The sequence below is a fragment of the Amycolatopsis sp. NPDC049691 genome, from assembly GCF_040675005.1.
Classification (GTDB): Bacteria; Actinomycetota; Actinomycetes; order Mycobacteriales; family Pseudonocardiaceae; genus Amycolatopsis.
This window is the reverse complement of the sequence record NZ_JBFANX010000022.1, coordinates 22486-38539: the sequence shown is the minus strand read 5'-3', so window position 1 is coordinate 38539 and position 16054 is coordinate 22486. Positions and strand designations below refer to the sequence as shown.

14 protein-coding genes and 1 pseudogene are annotated in these 16054 nt (G+C 66.4%); 6 read left to right on the top strand and 9 right to left on the bottom strand.

Annotated elements, in window-relative coordinates; translation table 11 throughout:
• Positions 1-455: 455 nt before the first annotated feature.
• From AB0J40_RS37320 to AB0J40_RS37310, 3 genes are read left to right on the top strand one after another with little or no spacing between them, the layout of a single operon-like run.
• Positions 456-2201 (top strand): class I SAM-dependent DNA methyltransferase, encoded by a 1746-nt coding sequence (locus AB0J40_RS37320; protein WP_364463110.1) that lies wholly within the window; start codon positions 456-458, stop codon positions 2199-2201.
• The gene (locus AB0J40_RS37315; RefSeq protein WP_364463107.1) at positions 2198-3442 is read left to right on the top strand and encodes a restriction endonuclease subunit S; all 1245 of its coding nucleotides are present in this window, start codon (positions 2198-2200) and stop codon (positions 3440-3442) included. Before AB0J40_RS37320 ends, AB0J40_RS37315 begins: the two co-directional genes overlap by 4 nt.
• Positions 3442-6579, top strand: a complete 3138-nt coding sequence (locus AB0J40_RS37310) for a DEAD/DEAH box helicase family protein (RefSeq protein WP_364463104.1) — start codon at positions 3442-3444, stop codon at positions 6577-6579. Before AB0J40_RS37315 ends, AB0J40_RS37310 begins: the two co-directional genes overlap by 1 nt.
• Positions 6580-6874: 295 nt before the next feature.
• Here the strand turns inward: AB0J40_RS37310 and AB0J40_RS37305 are convergent, their stop codons facing one another.
• The 6 genes and pseudogenes from AB0J40_RS37305 to AB0J40_RS37280 all read right to left on the bottom strand — a co-directional run bounded on the left by AB0J40_RS37305 (position 6875) and on the right by AB0J40_RS37280 (position 10103).
• Entirely contained in the window at positions 6875-7135 is a 261-nt protein-coding gene (locus tag AB0J40_RS37305; protein ID WP_364463101.1) for a contact-dependent growth inhibition system immunity protein, read from the bottom strand.
• A gap of 592 nt (positions 7136-7727) precedes the next feature.
• Entirely contained in the window at positions 7728-8144 is a 417-nt protein-coding gene (locus AB0J40_RS37300; protein ID WP_364463098.1) for a hypothetical protein, read from the bottom strand.
• A gap of 4 nt (positions 8145-8148) precedes the next feature.
• On the bottom strand, positions 8149-8715 hold the full coding sequence (locus tag AB0J40_RS37295) for a hypothetical protein (RefSeq protein ID WP_364463454.1): 567 nt from the start codon (positions 8713-8715) through the stop codon (positions 8149-8151).
• 100 nt (positions 8716-8815) lie between these two features.
• Positions 8816-9352: pseudogene (locus AB0J40_RS37290) on the bottom strand (putative T7SS-secreted protein); the annotation flags it as partial.
• A complete protein-coding gene (locus tag AB0J40_RS37285) occupies positions 9352-9675 on the bottom strand; it encodes a hypothetical protein (protein WP_364463095.1) in 324 nt (107 codons plus the stop codon). The gene AB0J40_RS37285 and the pseudogene AB0J40_RS37290, both read right to left, overlap by 1 nt.
• Entirely contained in the window at positions 9672-10103 is a 432-nt protein-coding gene (locus AB0J40_RS37280) for a hypothetical protein (protein ID WP_364463092.1), read from the bottom strand. The genes AB0J40_RS37285 and AB0J40_RS37280 overlap by 4 nt, the downstream gene beginning before the upstream one ends.
• A gap of 119 nt (positions 10104-10222) precedes the next feature.
• On the opposite strand from AB0J40_RS37280, the gene AB0J40_RS37275 reads away from it, so the two are divergent.
• The gene (locus AB0J40_RS37275) at positions 10223-10723 is read left to right on the top strand and encodes a histidine phosphatase family protein (RefSeq protein ID WP_364463090.1); all 501 of its coding nucleotides are present in this window, start codon (positions 10223-10225) and stop codon (positions 10721-10723) included.
• Positions 10724-10811: 88 nt separating this feature from the next.
• A complete protein-coding gene (locus AB0J40_RS37270) occupies positions 10812-12107 on the top strand; it encodes an alginate lyase family protein (protein WP_364463087.1) in 1296 nt (431 codons plus the stop codon).
• Positions 12108-12148: 41 nt separating this feature from the next.
• On the opposite strand, the gene AB0J40_RS37265 is transcribed toward AB0J40_RS37270, so the two are convergent.
• Positions 12149-12865 carry a trypsin-like serine protease gene (locus AB0J40_RS37265; protein WP_364463085.1) on the bottom strand — a complete coding sequence of 239 codons (717 nt, stop codon included), beginning with the start codon at positions 12863-12865 and terminating at the stop codon, positions 12149-12151.
• A 260-nt stretch (positions 12866-13125) separates the two neighbouring features.
• Here AB0J40_RS37265 and AB0J40_RS37260 point away from each other — a divergent pair, with 260 nt between their 5' ends.
• Positions 13126-14985, top strand: coding sequence for a glycosyltransferase family 39 protein (locus AB0J40_RS37260; RefSeq protein WP_364463082.1), 1860 nt, complete (start codon positions 13126-13128; stop codon positions 14983-14985).
• Here the strand turns inward: AB0J40_RS37260 and AB0J40_RS37255 are convergent.
• The gene (locus tag AB0J40_RS37255; RefSeq protein WP_364463428.1) at positions 14975-15346 is read right to left on the bottom strand and encodes a hypothetical protein; all 372 of its coding nucleotides are present in this window, start codon (positions 15344-15346) and stop codon (positions 14975-14977) included. The genes AB0J40_RS37260 and AB0J40_RS37255 overlap by 11 nt on opposite strands.
• A 22-nt stretch (positions 15347-15368) precedes the next feature.
• Positions 15369-15734 (bottom strand): hypothetical protein, encoded by a 366-nt coding sequence (locus tag AB0J40_RS37250; RefSeq protein ID WP_364463080.1) that lies wholly within the window; start codon positions 15732-15734, stop codon positions 15369-15371.
• Positions 15735-16054: the final 320 nt, after the last annotated feature.

Here is a 16054-nt window from a genome sequence, read left to right as displayed (position 1 = left end):
CCAGGGGCTGCTCGCGGTGATCCGCAGCGGGATCCCGGTCATTCCGCTGCGCTGCGACACAGCAAGCTTCTGTCCCTGATGCAGTGCTACGAACTTCGTTCCATCAACGAGTTGATCGGGCCGATGCCTGCCGCATGCCCTGCCCATGCCTGGCAGGCTGCGGGGTGGCCGAACACGAGCCAACGAAGACAACCAGGTTGACTACCGCGCGCCGAGACGCCGAGATTCATGCGCGGACCGGGCTCCACTTGTCCCCGGTTAGGGTCGACTCGACCGTCGGTTCGTCGTTCCGACGGAGGCGGTGCGGTGGCGGCGGCCGGAGGACTAGCTATGCGTCATGATGTTCCTGTGACGCGCCAGCTGTCGCAGACTGTGCGCCGCCTGGTCGGACGGTGCGCACGTCTTCAAGCTGGACGTCCACCATTCATCGTCGAGGGAACGTCGTTAGGAGCCGCGTGAGCACGCTCGGTAGTTTCATCTGGTCGATCGCCGACCAGCTTCGGGGCCCCTACCGCCCCAACCAGTACGGCAACGTGATTCTCCCGCTCACGATCCTGCGTCGCCTCGACTGCATCCTCGAACCCGACCGTGAGATAGTGCGCGAGCTGGCGGCGAAGTACGACAACCCGAATCGGCTCAGGGTCGAGGTCAAGAAGGCGACTGGTCGACCGTTCTTCAACACCTCGAACTACTCGTTCGCCAACCTCCTCGAAGACGCTGACGGGCTGGCGGACAACCTCGTCGACTACATCGACCGGTTCTCATCCGATGTCGACGTGTTCGAGTACTTTGACTTCAAGAAGGAGATTCTCGCCCTCGAGAAGGCGGAACTCCTGCGCGAAGTCATCACGTCCTTCAAGGCCGTCGACCTGCATCCGAACGTCGTTTCCAACGCCGACATGGGTGATGCGTTCGAGTACATCATCCGCAAGTTCAACGAGGCCGCGAACGAGACCTCCGGCGACCACTACACCCCGCGGGACGCGATCCGGCTGCTGGTCGACCTGCTCTTCGCCGAGAAGGACGTAGATCTCCACGAGGCCGGCATCATTCGTACACTGTACGACCCCACGGCCGGCACCGGCGGCATGCTCGCCTTGGCCGAGGAACACCTGCTCCTGCAGAATCCCGACGCGAAGCTGAGCTTGTTCGGCCAGGAGTACAACCCGCAGTCGTACGCGATCTGCAAGTCCGACCTGCTGGCCAAGGGTCATGACGCATCCAACATCGCCTTCGGTAACACGCTGACCGATGACGCGTTCAAGGGTCGCCAGTTCGACTTCTGCATGTCCAATCCGCCGTACGGCGTCGACTGGAAGCAGTACGCCAAGGCCGTCACGGCCGAACGCGACTCCGCCGGGCCCTACGGCCGGTTCGCCCCGGGCCTCCCGTCGACCTCGGACGGGCAGATGCTGTTCCTGCTCCACCTCGTCCACAAGATGCGCGTCCCGCAGGACGGCGGCGGCCGCGCCGGTATCGTGATGAACGGCTCGCCGCTCTTCAACGGCGCCGCCGAGTCCGGCCCCTCCAACGTCCGCAAGTGGCTGTTGGAGAACGACCTGGTCGACGCCATTGTCGCGCTGCCGACGAATATGTTTTTCAACACCGGTATCGCGACCTACATCTGGATCCTCGACAACACCAAGCACCCCGACCGCAAGGGCCTGGTTCAGCTCATCGACGGGACGTCGTTCTGGACCAAGATGCGCAAGAATCTCGGTGCCAAGAACCGTGAGCTCAGCGAGGCGGACCGAGCCAAGGTGGTGAAGTTGTACGATGAATTCCTCGATGCTGATCCCGACTATTCCAAGGTGCTGCGCAACGACGAGTTCGGCTACTGGACCATCACTGTCGAGCGCCCGCTGGTGGACGAGGACGGGAAGCTAGTCGTGGACCGCAAGGGCAAGCCCAAGCCGGACTCGAAGAAGCGCGACACCGAGAACGTCCCGTTCACCTACGGAGGCTCGACCGCCGGTGTGGCCGGCAAGGCTGACGTCATCCAGGCGTACTTCGACGCCGAGGTCAAGCCGCACGTACCCGATGCCTGGATCGACTGGGCCAAGGTCAAGACCGGCTACGAGATCCCCTTCATCCGCCACTTCTACAAGTACGTCCCGCCGCGTCCCCTCGCCGAGATTGACGCCGACCTGGAGAAGCAGGTTGCCAAAATCCTTGACCTCCTCCGGGAGGTCGAAGGATGACTTCCGCAGCGGCGATTCCCAGTCATTGGCAAAGCGGCAATATTCGTCGATTCGCTCAAATGAAGACCGGTCATACGCCGAGCCGTTCGGTCCCGGAATATTGGGAGAGCGCGGAGATCCCATGGTTTACACTCGCCGATGTGTGGCAACTGCGGGATGGCCGGCAGACCTACTTGGGCGAGACCGAGAATAAGATCAATGAGCTAGGTCTCGCGAACTCTGCTGCCGAACTGCTTCCCGCTGGAACCGTGGTCCTTTCGCGGACAGCTTCTGTGGGATTTTCCGGCATCATGCCGAGGCCTATGGCGACCAGTCAGGACTTCTGGAACTGGGTGTGCGGTCCGACTCTGCTTCCCGAGTATCTGAACTACCAGTTCAAGTCGATGGCCGCAGAGTTCAAATCACTCAACATGGGTTCGACCCATCAGACGATATATCAGAAGGATGCTGCAGCCCTTCAGATCGTGGTCCCACCTCTCGACGAGCAGCGCGCCATTGCCGACTACCTCGACCGCGAGACCGCCCGCGTCGACACGCTCATCGAGGAGCAGCAGCGCCTGATCGAGATGCTCCGCGAACGGCGGGCAGCCGTCATCTCGTCCGCCTTGGCGCCGACCAATTCATGGGTGCGTCGCCGCGTCAAGCACATCGGTGAGACCAGTCTGGGGAAAATGCTCGACGCCGGCCGTTCGGTCCGCGCCGGAGAGCGGCCGAGGCCGTATGTGCGGGCAGCAGATATTCGCGCCGATGGTTCTGTGAACCTCCTAAGCCTCAACGAGATGCCGTTCTCTGATGCAGAGATGGAAATGTTCGACCTCCGCGCCGGCGACGTCCTCTTAATCGAGGGCGGCGCTACCGTCGGCCGTCCAGGGTTCATGTTCGAGTCGGCGCCGGGGATCGCCTTCCAGAAGACCGTCAATCGCCTCCGGGTCGGGCCACAGACGAATGCTCGGTTCGTGTACTGGTCGATGCTCCGCCTCTACGAGTCCGCCTACTATGTCAATCATTACGGGTCGGTTTCATTCGTTCACCTCACCGGCGAGAAGCTGAGGGAGATCGAACTTCATCTCCCGCCATTCCAAGAGCAGCGGGCAATTGCGGCATACCTTGACGAGGAGACCACGAAGATCGACACACTGGTAGCCGAGACTGTGCAGTTCATTGAGCTCTCGAAGGAACGGCGGGCGGCGTTGATCACGGCGGCGGTGACGGGGCAGATCGACGTACGGGAGATGGCCTGATGGCCGTTCACAACGAGGTCGTCTTCGAGACCGAGATCTGCGACTACCTGGCTGACCATGGGTGGCTGTACTCGGAGGACGACACCGGCTACGACCGGGAGCGGGCACTCTTCCCCGATGACCTGTTCGCCTGGCTGAAAGGGACCCAGCCGGCACCATACGAAAAGGCGCTGAAAGCGGCAGGGTCTGAGGCGAAGTTCCTCGACGTGCTGACCACAGCGCTCGACAAGCCTCTCGAACATGGTGGCGGGTCGCTGAACATCCTGCGCAACGGGGTGCAGTACATCGGCGGCGGCCGGTTGAAGATGGCGCAGTTCCGCCCCGAGACCAGCCTGAACGCGACCACCAACAAGCAGTACGCGGCGATGCGGTTGCGGGTGATGCGGCAGGTGTACTTCTCTACCGCCGACCAGCGCAGCATCGACTTGGTCTTCTTCGTCAACGGGCTCCCTGTCGCCACCGTCGAGCTGAAGACCGACTTCACCCAGTCGGTCGATGAGGCGATCAACCAGTACCGCAAGCACCGGCACCCGCTGACAAACGGGCGGCCGGAGCCGCTGCTGTCGTTCGGGCGCAGGGCGCTGGTCCACTTCGCGGTCTCCAACGATCTGGCCGCGATGACGACCAAGCTGGAGGGCGAGAAGACGCACTTCCTGCCGTTCAACATGGGCCACGACGGTGGTGCCGGGAACCCTCCGGGCGGGGATGGGCGGTCGGCAACCGCGTACCTGTGGGAGCGAGTCTGGGAGAAGCACGCCTGGCTCAACATCATCGGCCGGCTGATGATCGTGGAGACCAAGGAGGAATGGGACGTCGCGACCGGGACGTCCGTGCGCCGCACGAGCATGCTTTTCCCGCGATACCACCAATGGGAAGCCGTAACGAAAATCGTGGCCGCGGTGATCCAGGAGGGAGTGGGGCATCGTTACTTGATCGAGCACTCCGCAGGCTCGGGCAAGACGAACACCATCGCTTGGACCGCACACCGGCTGGCGCGCCTGCACGTGAACAACGAGAAGGTCTTCGACTCGGTGATCGTGGTCGTGGACCGCACCGTGCTCGACGGGCAGCTCCAGGAGGCGATCCGGCAGATCGACGGCTCGGGGAAGATCGTAGCGACGATCAGTCCAGAGGACGTGCGCAAGGCGGGGGCCAAGTCGAAGTCGGGGCTGCTGGCGACCGCGTTGAAGAACGGGGAGCTGATCATCGCGGTGACGGTGCAGACCTTCCCGTTCGCACTCGACGAGATTCGGGCCGAGAAGGGTCTGAAGGGCAAGCGGTTCGCGGTAGTCGCCGACGAGGCGCACTCCTCGCAGTCCGGACAGATCTCCTCCAAACTCAAGGCAGTGCTGACCGCTGAGGAAGTCAAGGAGATCGAAGAGGGCGGCTCCGTCGACGTCGAGTCGATCCTGGCCTCGGAGATGACCGAGCGGGCTGAGTCGAAGAACATCTCCTACTTCGCATTCACCGCGACGCCGAAGAACAAGACCTTGGAACTCTTCGGTCGCAAAGGCCCGGACGGCAAACCCTTCGAGTTCCACCTGTACTCGATGCGGCAGGCGATCGAGGAGGGCTACATCCTCGACGTGCTCAGGGGCTATCAGTCCTACGACACCGCGCTGAAGATTGCCGGTCAAGCGGAGACCGGCGACGGCGACGTAGTAGTGGACGAGGCCGCGGCCCGTAAGGGCCTGATGCGGTGGGTGAAGCTGCACCCGACCAACATCAGCCAGAAAGTGCAGATCATCGTCGAGCACTTCCACGTCAACGTCGCCCACCTGCTGGAGGGCAAGGCGAAGGCGATGGTCGTGACCGACTCTCGTAAGTCCGCAGTGAAGTACAAGAAGGCGATCGATGCCTACATCGCCAAGCGGGCTGTCCAGGACGCCTCGTATAACTACCGCACCCTGGTTGCGTTCTCAGGCTCGGTGACGATGGCCGAGGATGAGCAGTGGGCTGCGGACTGGGGGCCACAGCCGACCAAGGACGATGAGTTCACCGAAGCCAACCTGAACCCCGGCGCCGGCTCGGATCTGGCCGCTGCCTTCAAGGGCGCGACCTACAAGATCATGCTGGTCGCCAACAAGTTCCAGACCGGGTTCGACCAGCCGCTGCTCTCGGCGATGTATGTCGACAAGAAGCTATCCGGGGTCACTGCCGTCCAGACGCTTTCGCGGCTGAACCGCACCCATCGCACTGCTGGCGGAGAACAGAAGCGCAAGACGTTCGTCCTCGACTTCGTGAACAAGCCCGAGGACATCCGGGCTGCGTTCGAGCCCTACTTCACCAACGCCACCCTGGAGACCGAGACCAACCCGTACGTCGTCTTCCACCTCGCCACCAAGCTCGACCAGGCTGGGATCTACACGCCAGAGCAGGTGCGCGAGGTCGCCGAACTGTGGGTCACCCGGAAAGGCAACAACGCGCTCTCGGCGGCGATCAGCCCAGCCAAGAACGAGTTCGCTCGCCGCTACGCGGCCGCGATCGAAGCCGACGACAAGGTCACCCTCAACACCCTCGACCTGTTCCGCAAGGACGTCTCCACTCTCGTCCGGCTCTACGACTTCATGAGCCAGATTGTCGACTATGGCGATGCGTACCTGGAGATGTTGTCGATCTTCTTACGCCTCCTAGAGAGGGTCATCGCAGACTCGTCCTGGGCCGCGGAGGTCGACCTGTCCGACGTGGTCCTGGTCGGCGTCAAGCACAGCAAGGGGACCGCGGTCGACATCTCACTGACCGGTGACGGGCAGCTCAAGGGCATAGGTGCCGCGGGTACCGGCACCCGAAAGGAGCCGAAATACGTCGCGCTCCAGGTCGTGATCGACAAAATGAACGACCTCTTCGGCGCCGAGTCGTTCGCCGAGTCCCAAGTCTGTGCGTTCGTGCAGGGACTGGTACAGCGGCTGCTCGCCCACCCGGACCTGGTCAACCAGACCAAGGTGAATTCCAAGAAGCAATTCATGGAGTCACCGGACTTCCAGGCCGCTGTCACCGAGGCGGTCGTCGAGAACCAGGAGGCCCACAACACCATGGCCGACTACTTCTTCAGTGACGGGCCTGGCATCAGTGCTGTGATCGTGGCGCTCGCGGACGCCTTCTACGAAGCCGCGATCGATCAGCAGAAGAATGTGTGAGCAGCCTGGGTGCCATACCGCGAAAGGTGTTTCGGCATTCTCGATGAGACTCGAGCTTGCCGGCGGTGGCCTGAGGGTGATGGCGAACGGACAGGTGACGTGCAGGCACACGTAAGTTCCGGCCGACCATCGCAGCGGTAGCGAGAGCGGCTCATACAGTTGGCGACCGCAGATCGGATGACCGTGGCTGTCCTGGTTGTGGATGGTCAGCCGCGGAACACGTCGATCTGTTGCCAGACGGTGTCGTGTGGCGCGTCGTGATCGTCGAGGTTGGCAAGGGCCTCGACTGATGTGATCACGGCTGAAACACGATGGCGTTGGTGGGGTGCTGCTGCCAGTACTCCTGCGGGATCTTCAACGCGGCTGTGAGCAGGTCGCCGGGGGAGAAGTGGTTCTGCTCGAGGTGGGTCAGTGCGATGGGGACCAGCACCTCGACGCTCTCCTGCTGGAGCAGCAGGAGGCGGAGGTCCTCGGTGTCCATGGCGCCGACTGGCTTGTGGCGCAGTTCGTGGGCTGTTTTGATCAGCTGGGTCGCGTCGGCTGATGGATTGCCCAAGCGGCGATCTTCGATTTGCTCGAGGGTGAGCGATTCGTCGACATCAGGTCTGGTCCCCATGGCTCCTCGTGCCAGCTGTCGTGGTCGCATGCGTGAGACTGCTATCCGCGTGGCACCCAATACCCACTGTAGTCGAGACGTTTCCGATGGCCATCGTTCCGCCGACGGCGATGCCGCTCCAAACACGACGTCGAGGGGCCCTGCGCCTTTCGCCTGCCGAGCTGATCGCGATCGGCACCATGCGACGACCGCGGCGACGGTGCCGATCGGGTGTTGAGCATGGCGTTGCCGAACGAGGCGAGGCTGTTGGCCGCGCGGGTGTCGAGATTGGCGAGGAAGTCGCTGACAGGAAGGGCAAGCCCCAGTTATCGAGCGTTCCCGGCAGGGTGCTGACCCTTTCCGCGGTGCGCAGGTCTTGCGCGCGATCTCCACCATCCCAAGCAGCCGCGGCTTGAGCGCGTACTCCTTCCGGCGGGTACCTTCCCGGAGGCTGACCTGGAGCCGCGCGGTCGGCGCTGCGTGCGGTGTTCACTCTGTACCGGTCGCACTGCCAAGCGAACACGCAAAACCTGCTGACGAGCCGGTGGCTCGATCAAGCGGTCGTGTTGCCGTCCGGGTTCGATGGGTTCGGGGCTTCCGAGGTAAGGGTGAAGCGCGGCGCCGCGCTCGAGTAGATCCGGACGTGGCCCCAGTCGCCGGTGATTTCGTAGTGGTTGTCGTGACGCTGGAGGCTGTCGATGTTGCCGAGGTCTTCTTCTCCGGTGGCGTCGCGGTAGGTCCGGGACGACCGTGTGACCCATTCGATCTTGGTGGCGTCGGCGATGGTCAGCACGGCGTCGGCGTAGCAGTGTGCTTCGCCCGGTCGCGGCTGGTGATAGCGCGGGTGTGACGAGGTCAGTACGGCCTCGAGCCGGAAGGTCAGCGAGGTGGGTTTCTCGTCGATGGCGAGGACGAAGCTGTCTTCGAGGTAGATGTGGGCGAGGTCGGGGAAGTCGGTGTAGTTCGTCATGCGCTCAGTGGTCCCAGGTGATCGGTGTGTGGTTTCCCAGGCTTCTCCTGGTGACCGGGTTGCCTTGCGGATCGATGCGGACACCGTCTTCGTTGCGGAGTTCGACGTGGGGATTCTCGCTGCCGGGAGCGCGGCCGCTGCCTTCCTTGAGGGTCATCCGGATGATGCCGTTGTCGTCGACGTACTTCGGCGGGCCGTTCGGGCTCTGCTGTTTCGTCCAGCCTTTGGACTCCGCGTAGCGGGCCAGATCGGATGCCTTTGGTGGTGTGCCCTGGTCGAAGTACTCGTGCAGGGCCGCCTTGACGGGCGGTGGTTTCGGCGCGGCCGGGTCGGGTTTTTCTCCTGCGCGGGTGCCTTTGAGCAGCTTGCCGGCCGCGCCGCCGATCAGCAGGCCGCCCACGATTTGGCCGGTGGCCCGGCCCGGATGATCTGCCCAGTCGTCCCAGGCGATGAGGTTCTTGCCGAAGTCCACGGGGTGGGTGACGTTGTGCCACGCGGCCGAGGCGATGTCGGTCAGGCCCTCGTAATCGGGGTTGCCGGGGTCGCCGATGGCGTAGACGAGGTTCCACACGCCTTCGCCGAACCCCCTTGAACGCGTTCCAGGCGCCTTCGCCGAAGTCGGCGAAGAAGCCGCCGACGTCGTCGAGCCAGTCTGAGGCCGTGGGCGCGCCGCCGGCCTCGTCGGAGATGGTTTCGGCGGTCCGGTCCCCGGCTTCGGTGAGTTGCTGGCGGGCGCGGCTGAGTGTGTCGCGCGCCGCTTGCCGGTCGGCCTCGCCGGGATCGGAGAACGGCTCGACGGTCCTGGTGGGGTCACCGTTGGCGGCGTGCTGCCGGTTCTGGGTGACGTCGCGGTCATAGCGGGCCTTCGCGTCCGCCGTCGCGGCCTGGCCTCGGTTCCACAGCTGGATGGCGTCGCCGGCCTGGCCTTGTGCCCAGCGCAGTGTCCGCGCGTACCCGTCGAGCGCTTCGGCGACCGCGTCGAAGGAGTCGGAGGCGGCCAGCCACTTGGCCGGTTCGTAGCTGAACTTGTCGTGGAACCTGGCCGCGGCCGGACCGGACCATGAGCCGGTGTCGATTCGGCGGAGGCTGTCCGCGGCCTGTCCGGTTCCCCGGGACCGGGCGTGCAGCACCCGGGCGTTCTCCTCGATCGCGGCCGGGTCGCCGGGGACGAGGGCGCGCGGATCAGAGGTCTCACCGAGTTCGGCCATCAGTCACCGATCGCCGCGGTGCCGGGATCCGCGGGCAGCTGTCGTGCGGCCGCCTCGTCGATTCCCCGGTAGGCGTCAGCGGCATGCGTGAGGCAATCGCCGATCACGCCGGCATCCTCGGTCAGCGTGTCCAGCCCAGCGCTCCATCGCGCGCAGTAGTCCGCCAGCGCGTTGTGGACCCCGGCATGGCCGTAGAGTTCGGCGTCGCCGCACAAGCCGCGCAGCTCGAACGTCTCCTGGTCGTGGACGCTCTGGGTGATTCCCTTGCCCGCGTTGTCCAGTACGTCGACATCGACGTGGAACCCTGGCCCCTCCACACTCACTCGGCGTCTCCCTCGCGCTCGACGTCGACCTCGGTCGTGTGCCTGGTGCTTTTCTGCTCGGCTCGGCGCCGTATCGCGGTGAGCGCCCGCGGTGGCACCATCCGGTTCAGGATCGGGAGCCGATGTTCGTCATCCGGATCCAGCATCACGCCGATACCCATCGGCAGCAGTTCGAGAAGATCGGCGCCAGTGGTCGCATAGACGTCGCAATCTCCGAAGTGCGCGGCGAGCCGCTGCGGCGTGGAGAACACGAACGTCCACCGGCCACGGCCGACGACGTCGACTGTCTCGACACCGGGGCGAGCAGGTCGTCGCCCGTAGACCGTCGCCCGAGCGAACACCGGATCGAACTCGTGAAGACCCCACCGACCAGACGCCACCTCCCGTGCGCAGCTGGCCAGAACGGCTTCCGCACCTCCCCCTTTCATGGCTATGAGTGTACTGTCCGCTGCAAACAGTGACATCGTGGTGAGCGGCGTGGCCAGCGACTGGGACAGGTTCGCGCAGACGGTCGTGGCGGCGCCGACTCGGGCGACAGGCGGTGAACATGGACGCGACCAAGCGGCTGATCGTCCTCCGGCACGCCAAATCCGACTGGTCGGACGACCTCCCCGACCACGAACGTCCGCTGGCCCCACGCGGGATCCGCGACGCGCCCAAGCTCGGCCGCTGGCTCGTCGAAAACGGCTTCGTCCCCGAGCACGTCCTCTGCTCGAGCGCCCGCCGCACCAGGGAAACCTGGGCGCGGATCAGCGAAGTGCTCCCGCAGAAGCCGCCGGTCGAGTACGACGAAGACCTCTACGGCGCCGGTCCCGAAGAGTTCCTCGAAGCCGCGCGCCGGGTCCCCGAGAGCGTCACCACCCTCGCCCTCGTCGGGCACGAGCCCGGCGTCAGCGAGCTGACCCTGGACCTCGCCGGCTACGGCGACGACACCCGGTTGGTCCAAGCCAAGTTCCCCACCTGCGCCGCGGCCGTGCTCGTCACCGCCGACACCTGGGCGAACCTCGGCGCCGCGAAGCTCGAAGCCTTCTTCCGCCTACGCGACTGACCCTCTGAGGCATTGCCTCGGCGGAGTTCACATGCGTACTCTCCATTCACTCACAGGTCTGATGTTCATATTTGTGAATGGAGCGGACATGGTTCTCCGCCACACCGTCGTGGCCGCGCTCGCCGTGGCGGGCATCGTCGCCGCGACGACGACACCCGCCGAGGCGACGGCGACGTCGCACGGCTGCACCGTCCCGGTCATCGGGGCGATCTGCGCGCCGCAAACCGTCGTTCTCGACGGCAACCAGCTGCTGCGCACCAAGTTCGCCGCCCTCGTCGGGGAACGCACGGCCAAGACCGCCCTCGGCAACCTGCTCACGCAGGCCAAGACCGACCTCACCACCGGGCCCTGGAGCGTCACCACCAAAAAGCAGGTCCCGCCCAGCGGCGACAAGCACGACTACCTCAGCCTCGCGCCTTACTGGTGGCCCACCACCGAGCCGACCGCCGAGAACCCCTGGGGCTGCCCGTTCGTGCAGAAGGACGGCCAGCGCAACCCGATCGTCGACGAGATCACCGACCACGCCTACCGCGGCGACGCCTTCGCCGCGATCTACCGGCTCGCCCTCGCCTGGTACTACACCGGCGACGCGCGCTACGCCCAGCGCGCGGCCCTCGACCTGCGCACGTGGTTCCTCGACGCGGCAACGAAGATGAACCCGAACATGAACTACGCCCAGGGCATCCCGTGCAAAGTGGACGGCCGCGGCATCGGCATCATCGAGTTCTCCTACACGCTCACCCAGGTCGTCGACGCCACCGCCATCCTCGCCACCGGCGCCCCGGGCTGGACGCCGACCGACCAGGCCGGCATGACCGGCTGGTACACGCAGTTCCTGACCTGGCTGCGCACCAGCAAGAACGGCACCGACGAGGCCAAGGCCCAGAACAACCACGGCAGTTTCTACGACATGCTGGCCGCCGCCCTCGCGCTCGGCACCGGGCAGCGGGACCTGGCGAAGACGATCACCCAGGACGCCGGGCCGAACCGCATCGCGGCGCAGATCAACGCCGACGGCTACCAGCCCGCCGAAGCGAGCCGGACACGCAGCTGGCACTACTCCAACTTCAACCTCGTCGCGCTGACCCGCCTCGCCCAGATCGGCAAGCACGTCGGCGTCGACCTGTGGCACTACACCGCACCCAGCGGCGCGACGCTCTTCAAGGCCGTCGACTTCCTGATCCCGGCCGCGACGACCGGGCAGTGGCCGTACCCCGAGCTGGACTTCCGGCAGTACGCCGCGCTCGACGTCCTCCACGCGGCGGCCGACGCCGGCGACAAAGCGGCGCGGACGGCGTTGCCGCGCGTGCCCGTCGAACCGGGCGGCGATCTCTACCCGGTCCGGCCCGCCGCGGAACAGCTCGACGACATTTCGACGTCCTGACGGGAAAGGGCCCGGCCGAACCGGGCCCTTTCCCCAGGAAATCAGACGCCCGCGACCTGCGAAATCCAGCTGCGATAACGCGTGATGTTCGTGTACGCCGTGTTGTTCGACCGGTCACTGGTCGACGCGACGCCGACCTGGCGGCCGGAAGCGAACATCGGGCCGCCCGAATCGCCGCCGGCGGTGATGCCGTTGACCCAGTTGGCGCACACCGCGACGCCGCCGGTGTAGTCGCTGCAGCCGATCGAATTCACGCGCACCGTCGCGACCTTGAGGTACCGCGACTGGCAGTTGATCTCGGAGCCGCACTGGCTGGTCGCGCCCCAGCCGTAGACCGAGACGTTCTGGCCGACCGAGACGTCACCGACGCTGCCGAGCGGCGAGTAGGTGGCGTTCACCGAGGTCGTGAGCCGGACGATCGCCAGGTCGGCGCTGCCCGGGTAGCGCGTGATGGTGGAGCCGGTGGCCATCGTCCCGCCGCTGGACTGGTCGAGGCTGCCGATCCGGAACGTGTACGTCCCGGAGCTGCTGACGCAGTGCTTCGCGGTCAGGATGTACTGCGGCGCGATGATCGTCGCGGTGCAGTTCTGCTGGCCGTTGACGAACAGCCGGGCCGCCCAGGGACCGCTCGTGGCGGTGCTGCCGCCGATGATCGACGGCTGTGCCTGCGGGGTGGTCTGGGCCGCCGCGGGGCCGCCGAGGCCGACGACGGCCAGCGCGGTACTCGCGGCCAGCAGCACGAACTTGCCGAACTTCACGCTCACTCCTTTGTGTGCGGAGAAACTCGCACGGGAAAGCCGGTGGGGACCGAACGAGAAGAGTGTCCGAGTTTTCGGGGAATGTCCGGAACCGACGAAAGTCCGCCTCGCCTCCGTATTTATTTCGCCGAATGGCCTACGTGCTGTTCCCGTACTGTTCCGCGCTCAACCCACGGGTGGACGCCCACTTCAATCCGGAGCTTGAGGACTCCGGCGCCGCGTCGCCCTAGCGTTTCCGAGGGGAGACCGGAGGGGGAGACATGGGCGTGAAGGCCGAGCGGGTCGCGCTGGGGACGGTGCTGGGGGTCGCGGCGGTGTTGTGGGGCTGGGCGCTGAGCAGGCCGCTCCAGCCGTACTACGCCGCCGCGGTGCACTCGATGTCCCACGACGTCTCGGCGTTCTTCTTCGCGGGCTTCGACCCGGCGGGCGTCGTGACGGTCGACAAGCCGCCACTCGCGTTCTGGACCCAGACGCTCGGCGTCGTCGTGTTCGGCTTCCACCCGTGGGCGATCGCGCTGGTCCAGGTCGTCGAAGGCGTGGCCGCGGTGTTCGTGCTGCACCGGGTGGTGCGCCGCTGGGCCGGTCCCGGGACGGCGCTGCTGGCCGCTGCGCTGTTCGCGCTGACGCCGATCACCGCGGCGATCACCCGCGACAACCTGCCGGACACGCTCCTGGTGCTCCTGCTGCTGCTTGCCGCCTACTGCGTGACCCGCGCGCTCGAGAACCCGCGGTGGCTGGTGTGGGCCGGGGTGTTCGTCGGCTTGGGGTTCATGACGAAGATGCTCGCCGCGTGGATCGTGCTGCCGGGGCTCGCGCTGGCGTACTTCGTCGCGGCGCGCGGCCGGCGGCTCGTGTGGCTGGGCGTGGCCGGCGCGGTGACGCTCGTCGTGTCGCTGGCCTGGCCCGTCGTCGTGACGTTGTGGCCGGGCGCGAAGCCGTTCGTCGGCAGCACGACGGACGGCTCGGTGTGGCAGCTCGCCTTCGGCTACAACGGCGTGACGCGGCTGGTCGGCGGGTCGACCGGGATCGGCGGCGGCTACGGCGCCACGGTCGGCGCGGCGCTCGGCGGCGGCGCGGGTCCGCTGCGGCTGTTCGACGCCGAGGTCGGCGGCCAGATCGCGTGGCTGCTGCCGCTCGCGCTGGTGTCCCTGGTCGTCGCTGTGTTCCGTGCTCGGGGCGCCGCGCCGCAGGTCAAGGCCGGCTGGGCGTTGTGGGGTGGCTGGCTGGTCGTCGGCGCCCTGGTCTTCTCGTTCACCGGCGGCATCTTCCACGCGTACTACACCGCCGAGCTGGCTCCGGCTGTTGCGGCGCTGGCCGCGTCTGGGCTGGTCACGGCGTATCGCTGGTCTCCTCGGTTGCTCCTGCCGGCTGCCGTGGCGGGGACGGCGGTGCTCGCGTACGTCCTCCTCGACCGGACGCCGGACTGGTTGCCGTGGCTGCGGTACACCGTCCTCGCGCTGGCGCTGCTCGCCGTCGTCGCGGCGCTGCTGAGGGCTCCGCGCGTCACGGCGGTGATCGGGCTGGTGGCCATCGTCGCCGGTCCTGCCGCCTTTGTCGTCGACACCGCGCTGCGGCCGGTCAGCGTGCTGGAGACCGCCGATCCGGGGGCCGGGCCGCCGTCGACGGCCGCGTTGCACACGGTCGTCGGCCTCAACACCGGCTCAGGCGCGGAAGCCGGGTACGTCCGGTTCATCGACAGCGCGTACCAGCTGAGTCCGGGGCAGCGGGAGGTGCTCGCGTACGCGCAGGCGTCGTCCGCGGAGATCACCCTGGCCGTCGAGGGCGGGACGTACGGCGCGGACCCGTTCCTGCTGAACACCGACGCCCGGGTCGCGCCGCTCGGCGGTTACCTCGGTTTCGACCCGGCGCCGTCGGCGGCCGACCTGCCGCGGTGGGTGGCGGACGGGCGGCTGCGGTACGTGCTGCTGCCCCAGGTCTTCGTCGACATCGGCCGCGGCGCCTCGAAGCAGCGGACGGCCGTGGCCGCCGCGACGGACGCGGGCGAGCTCACCCGGCGGGTCGGGTGGGAGGCGAAGCACTGCCGTCCGGTGCCGCCGTCGCGGATCGGCCCGGACGCCGCCGGCGCCGGCGTGCTGTTCGACTGCGGCGTCAGGCAGTGACTTTGGCCGGGGCGGTGCGGCGCAGCCAGTACAGGCCGACGACCGGCAGCACCAGCGGGATGAACAGGTAGCCCTCGCCGTAGACCGACCAGACGGTCGGGTGCCGGAACGCGGCCGCGTCGACCAGGCTGAGCGTGCCGATGGTCAGCACGCCGAGCAGCTCGATGGAGCACGCGGCCAGCGCGACGCGCCACCAGGCGTCGCCGCGCTTGGCCAGCGCGATCGTCGCGACGATGTAGACGACCGCGGCGAACGCCGAGAGCAGGTAGGCCAGCGGTGCCTCGTGGAACTTCGTGCCGATCTGGACCCCGGCTCGCGACGTCGCGGCCAGCGCGAAGATCGCGTACACGGCGACGAGCACCCGACCGGGGCCGGAGGCCGTCCTACGCTGTTGCTCCACTCCACACCTCGTTCAGTCGCAGCACCATCACCGGGATGGCCAGGCAGGCGATGCCGAGCACGACGGTGCTCGACCGGCTCCGCTCGGCCAGCGCCCAGGCGGTGCCGACGGGCAGCACGACCAGGCAGCCGATCAGGTAGGCCAGGTAGGTCGCCAGGCTGCCCGGCCGGTCGCCGCCGGCGAGCAGCACGATCCCGATCACCAGCTGGACGACCAGCAGGGCCTCGACGACCGCGACCCCGATCAGGAGCGGGTTGTCCGGCAGCCGGTTGCGGGCCGACTGGACGAAGCTCCAGAGCGCGACGAGCGTGGCGGCCCCGGCGACCGTCACGGCGAATCCGAAGATCACCCGTTCCTCCTTCCGGTCCGCCGGGCGCCAACTTACCCCGTGGTACCGGTGGGTCCGTCCGCCGAGGTGCCCGGGGCGTGGCGCGGGCCACCTGGCCTGTTCCACAATGGACAGTGCGGGAAACGAGGTGTGCCCGCGTCCGGAAAGTTGATCACCGGATGGGCTTGATGGCATTCTGCCAATTCGGTGGTTTATTCCGGGTAATCCTTGTGTGGACCTGGGGGAATGTCGTAATAAGCTTCGTGTTACACCCCGACAGAGTGGTTGGCGATCAGCCAAGAATTACCCTGGGTTCGGCTACCGGCTGGTAAGTGACCTTT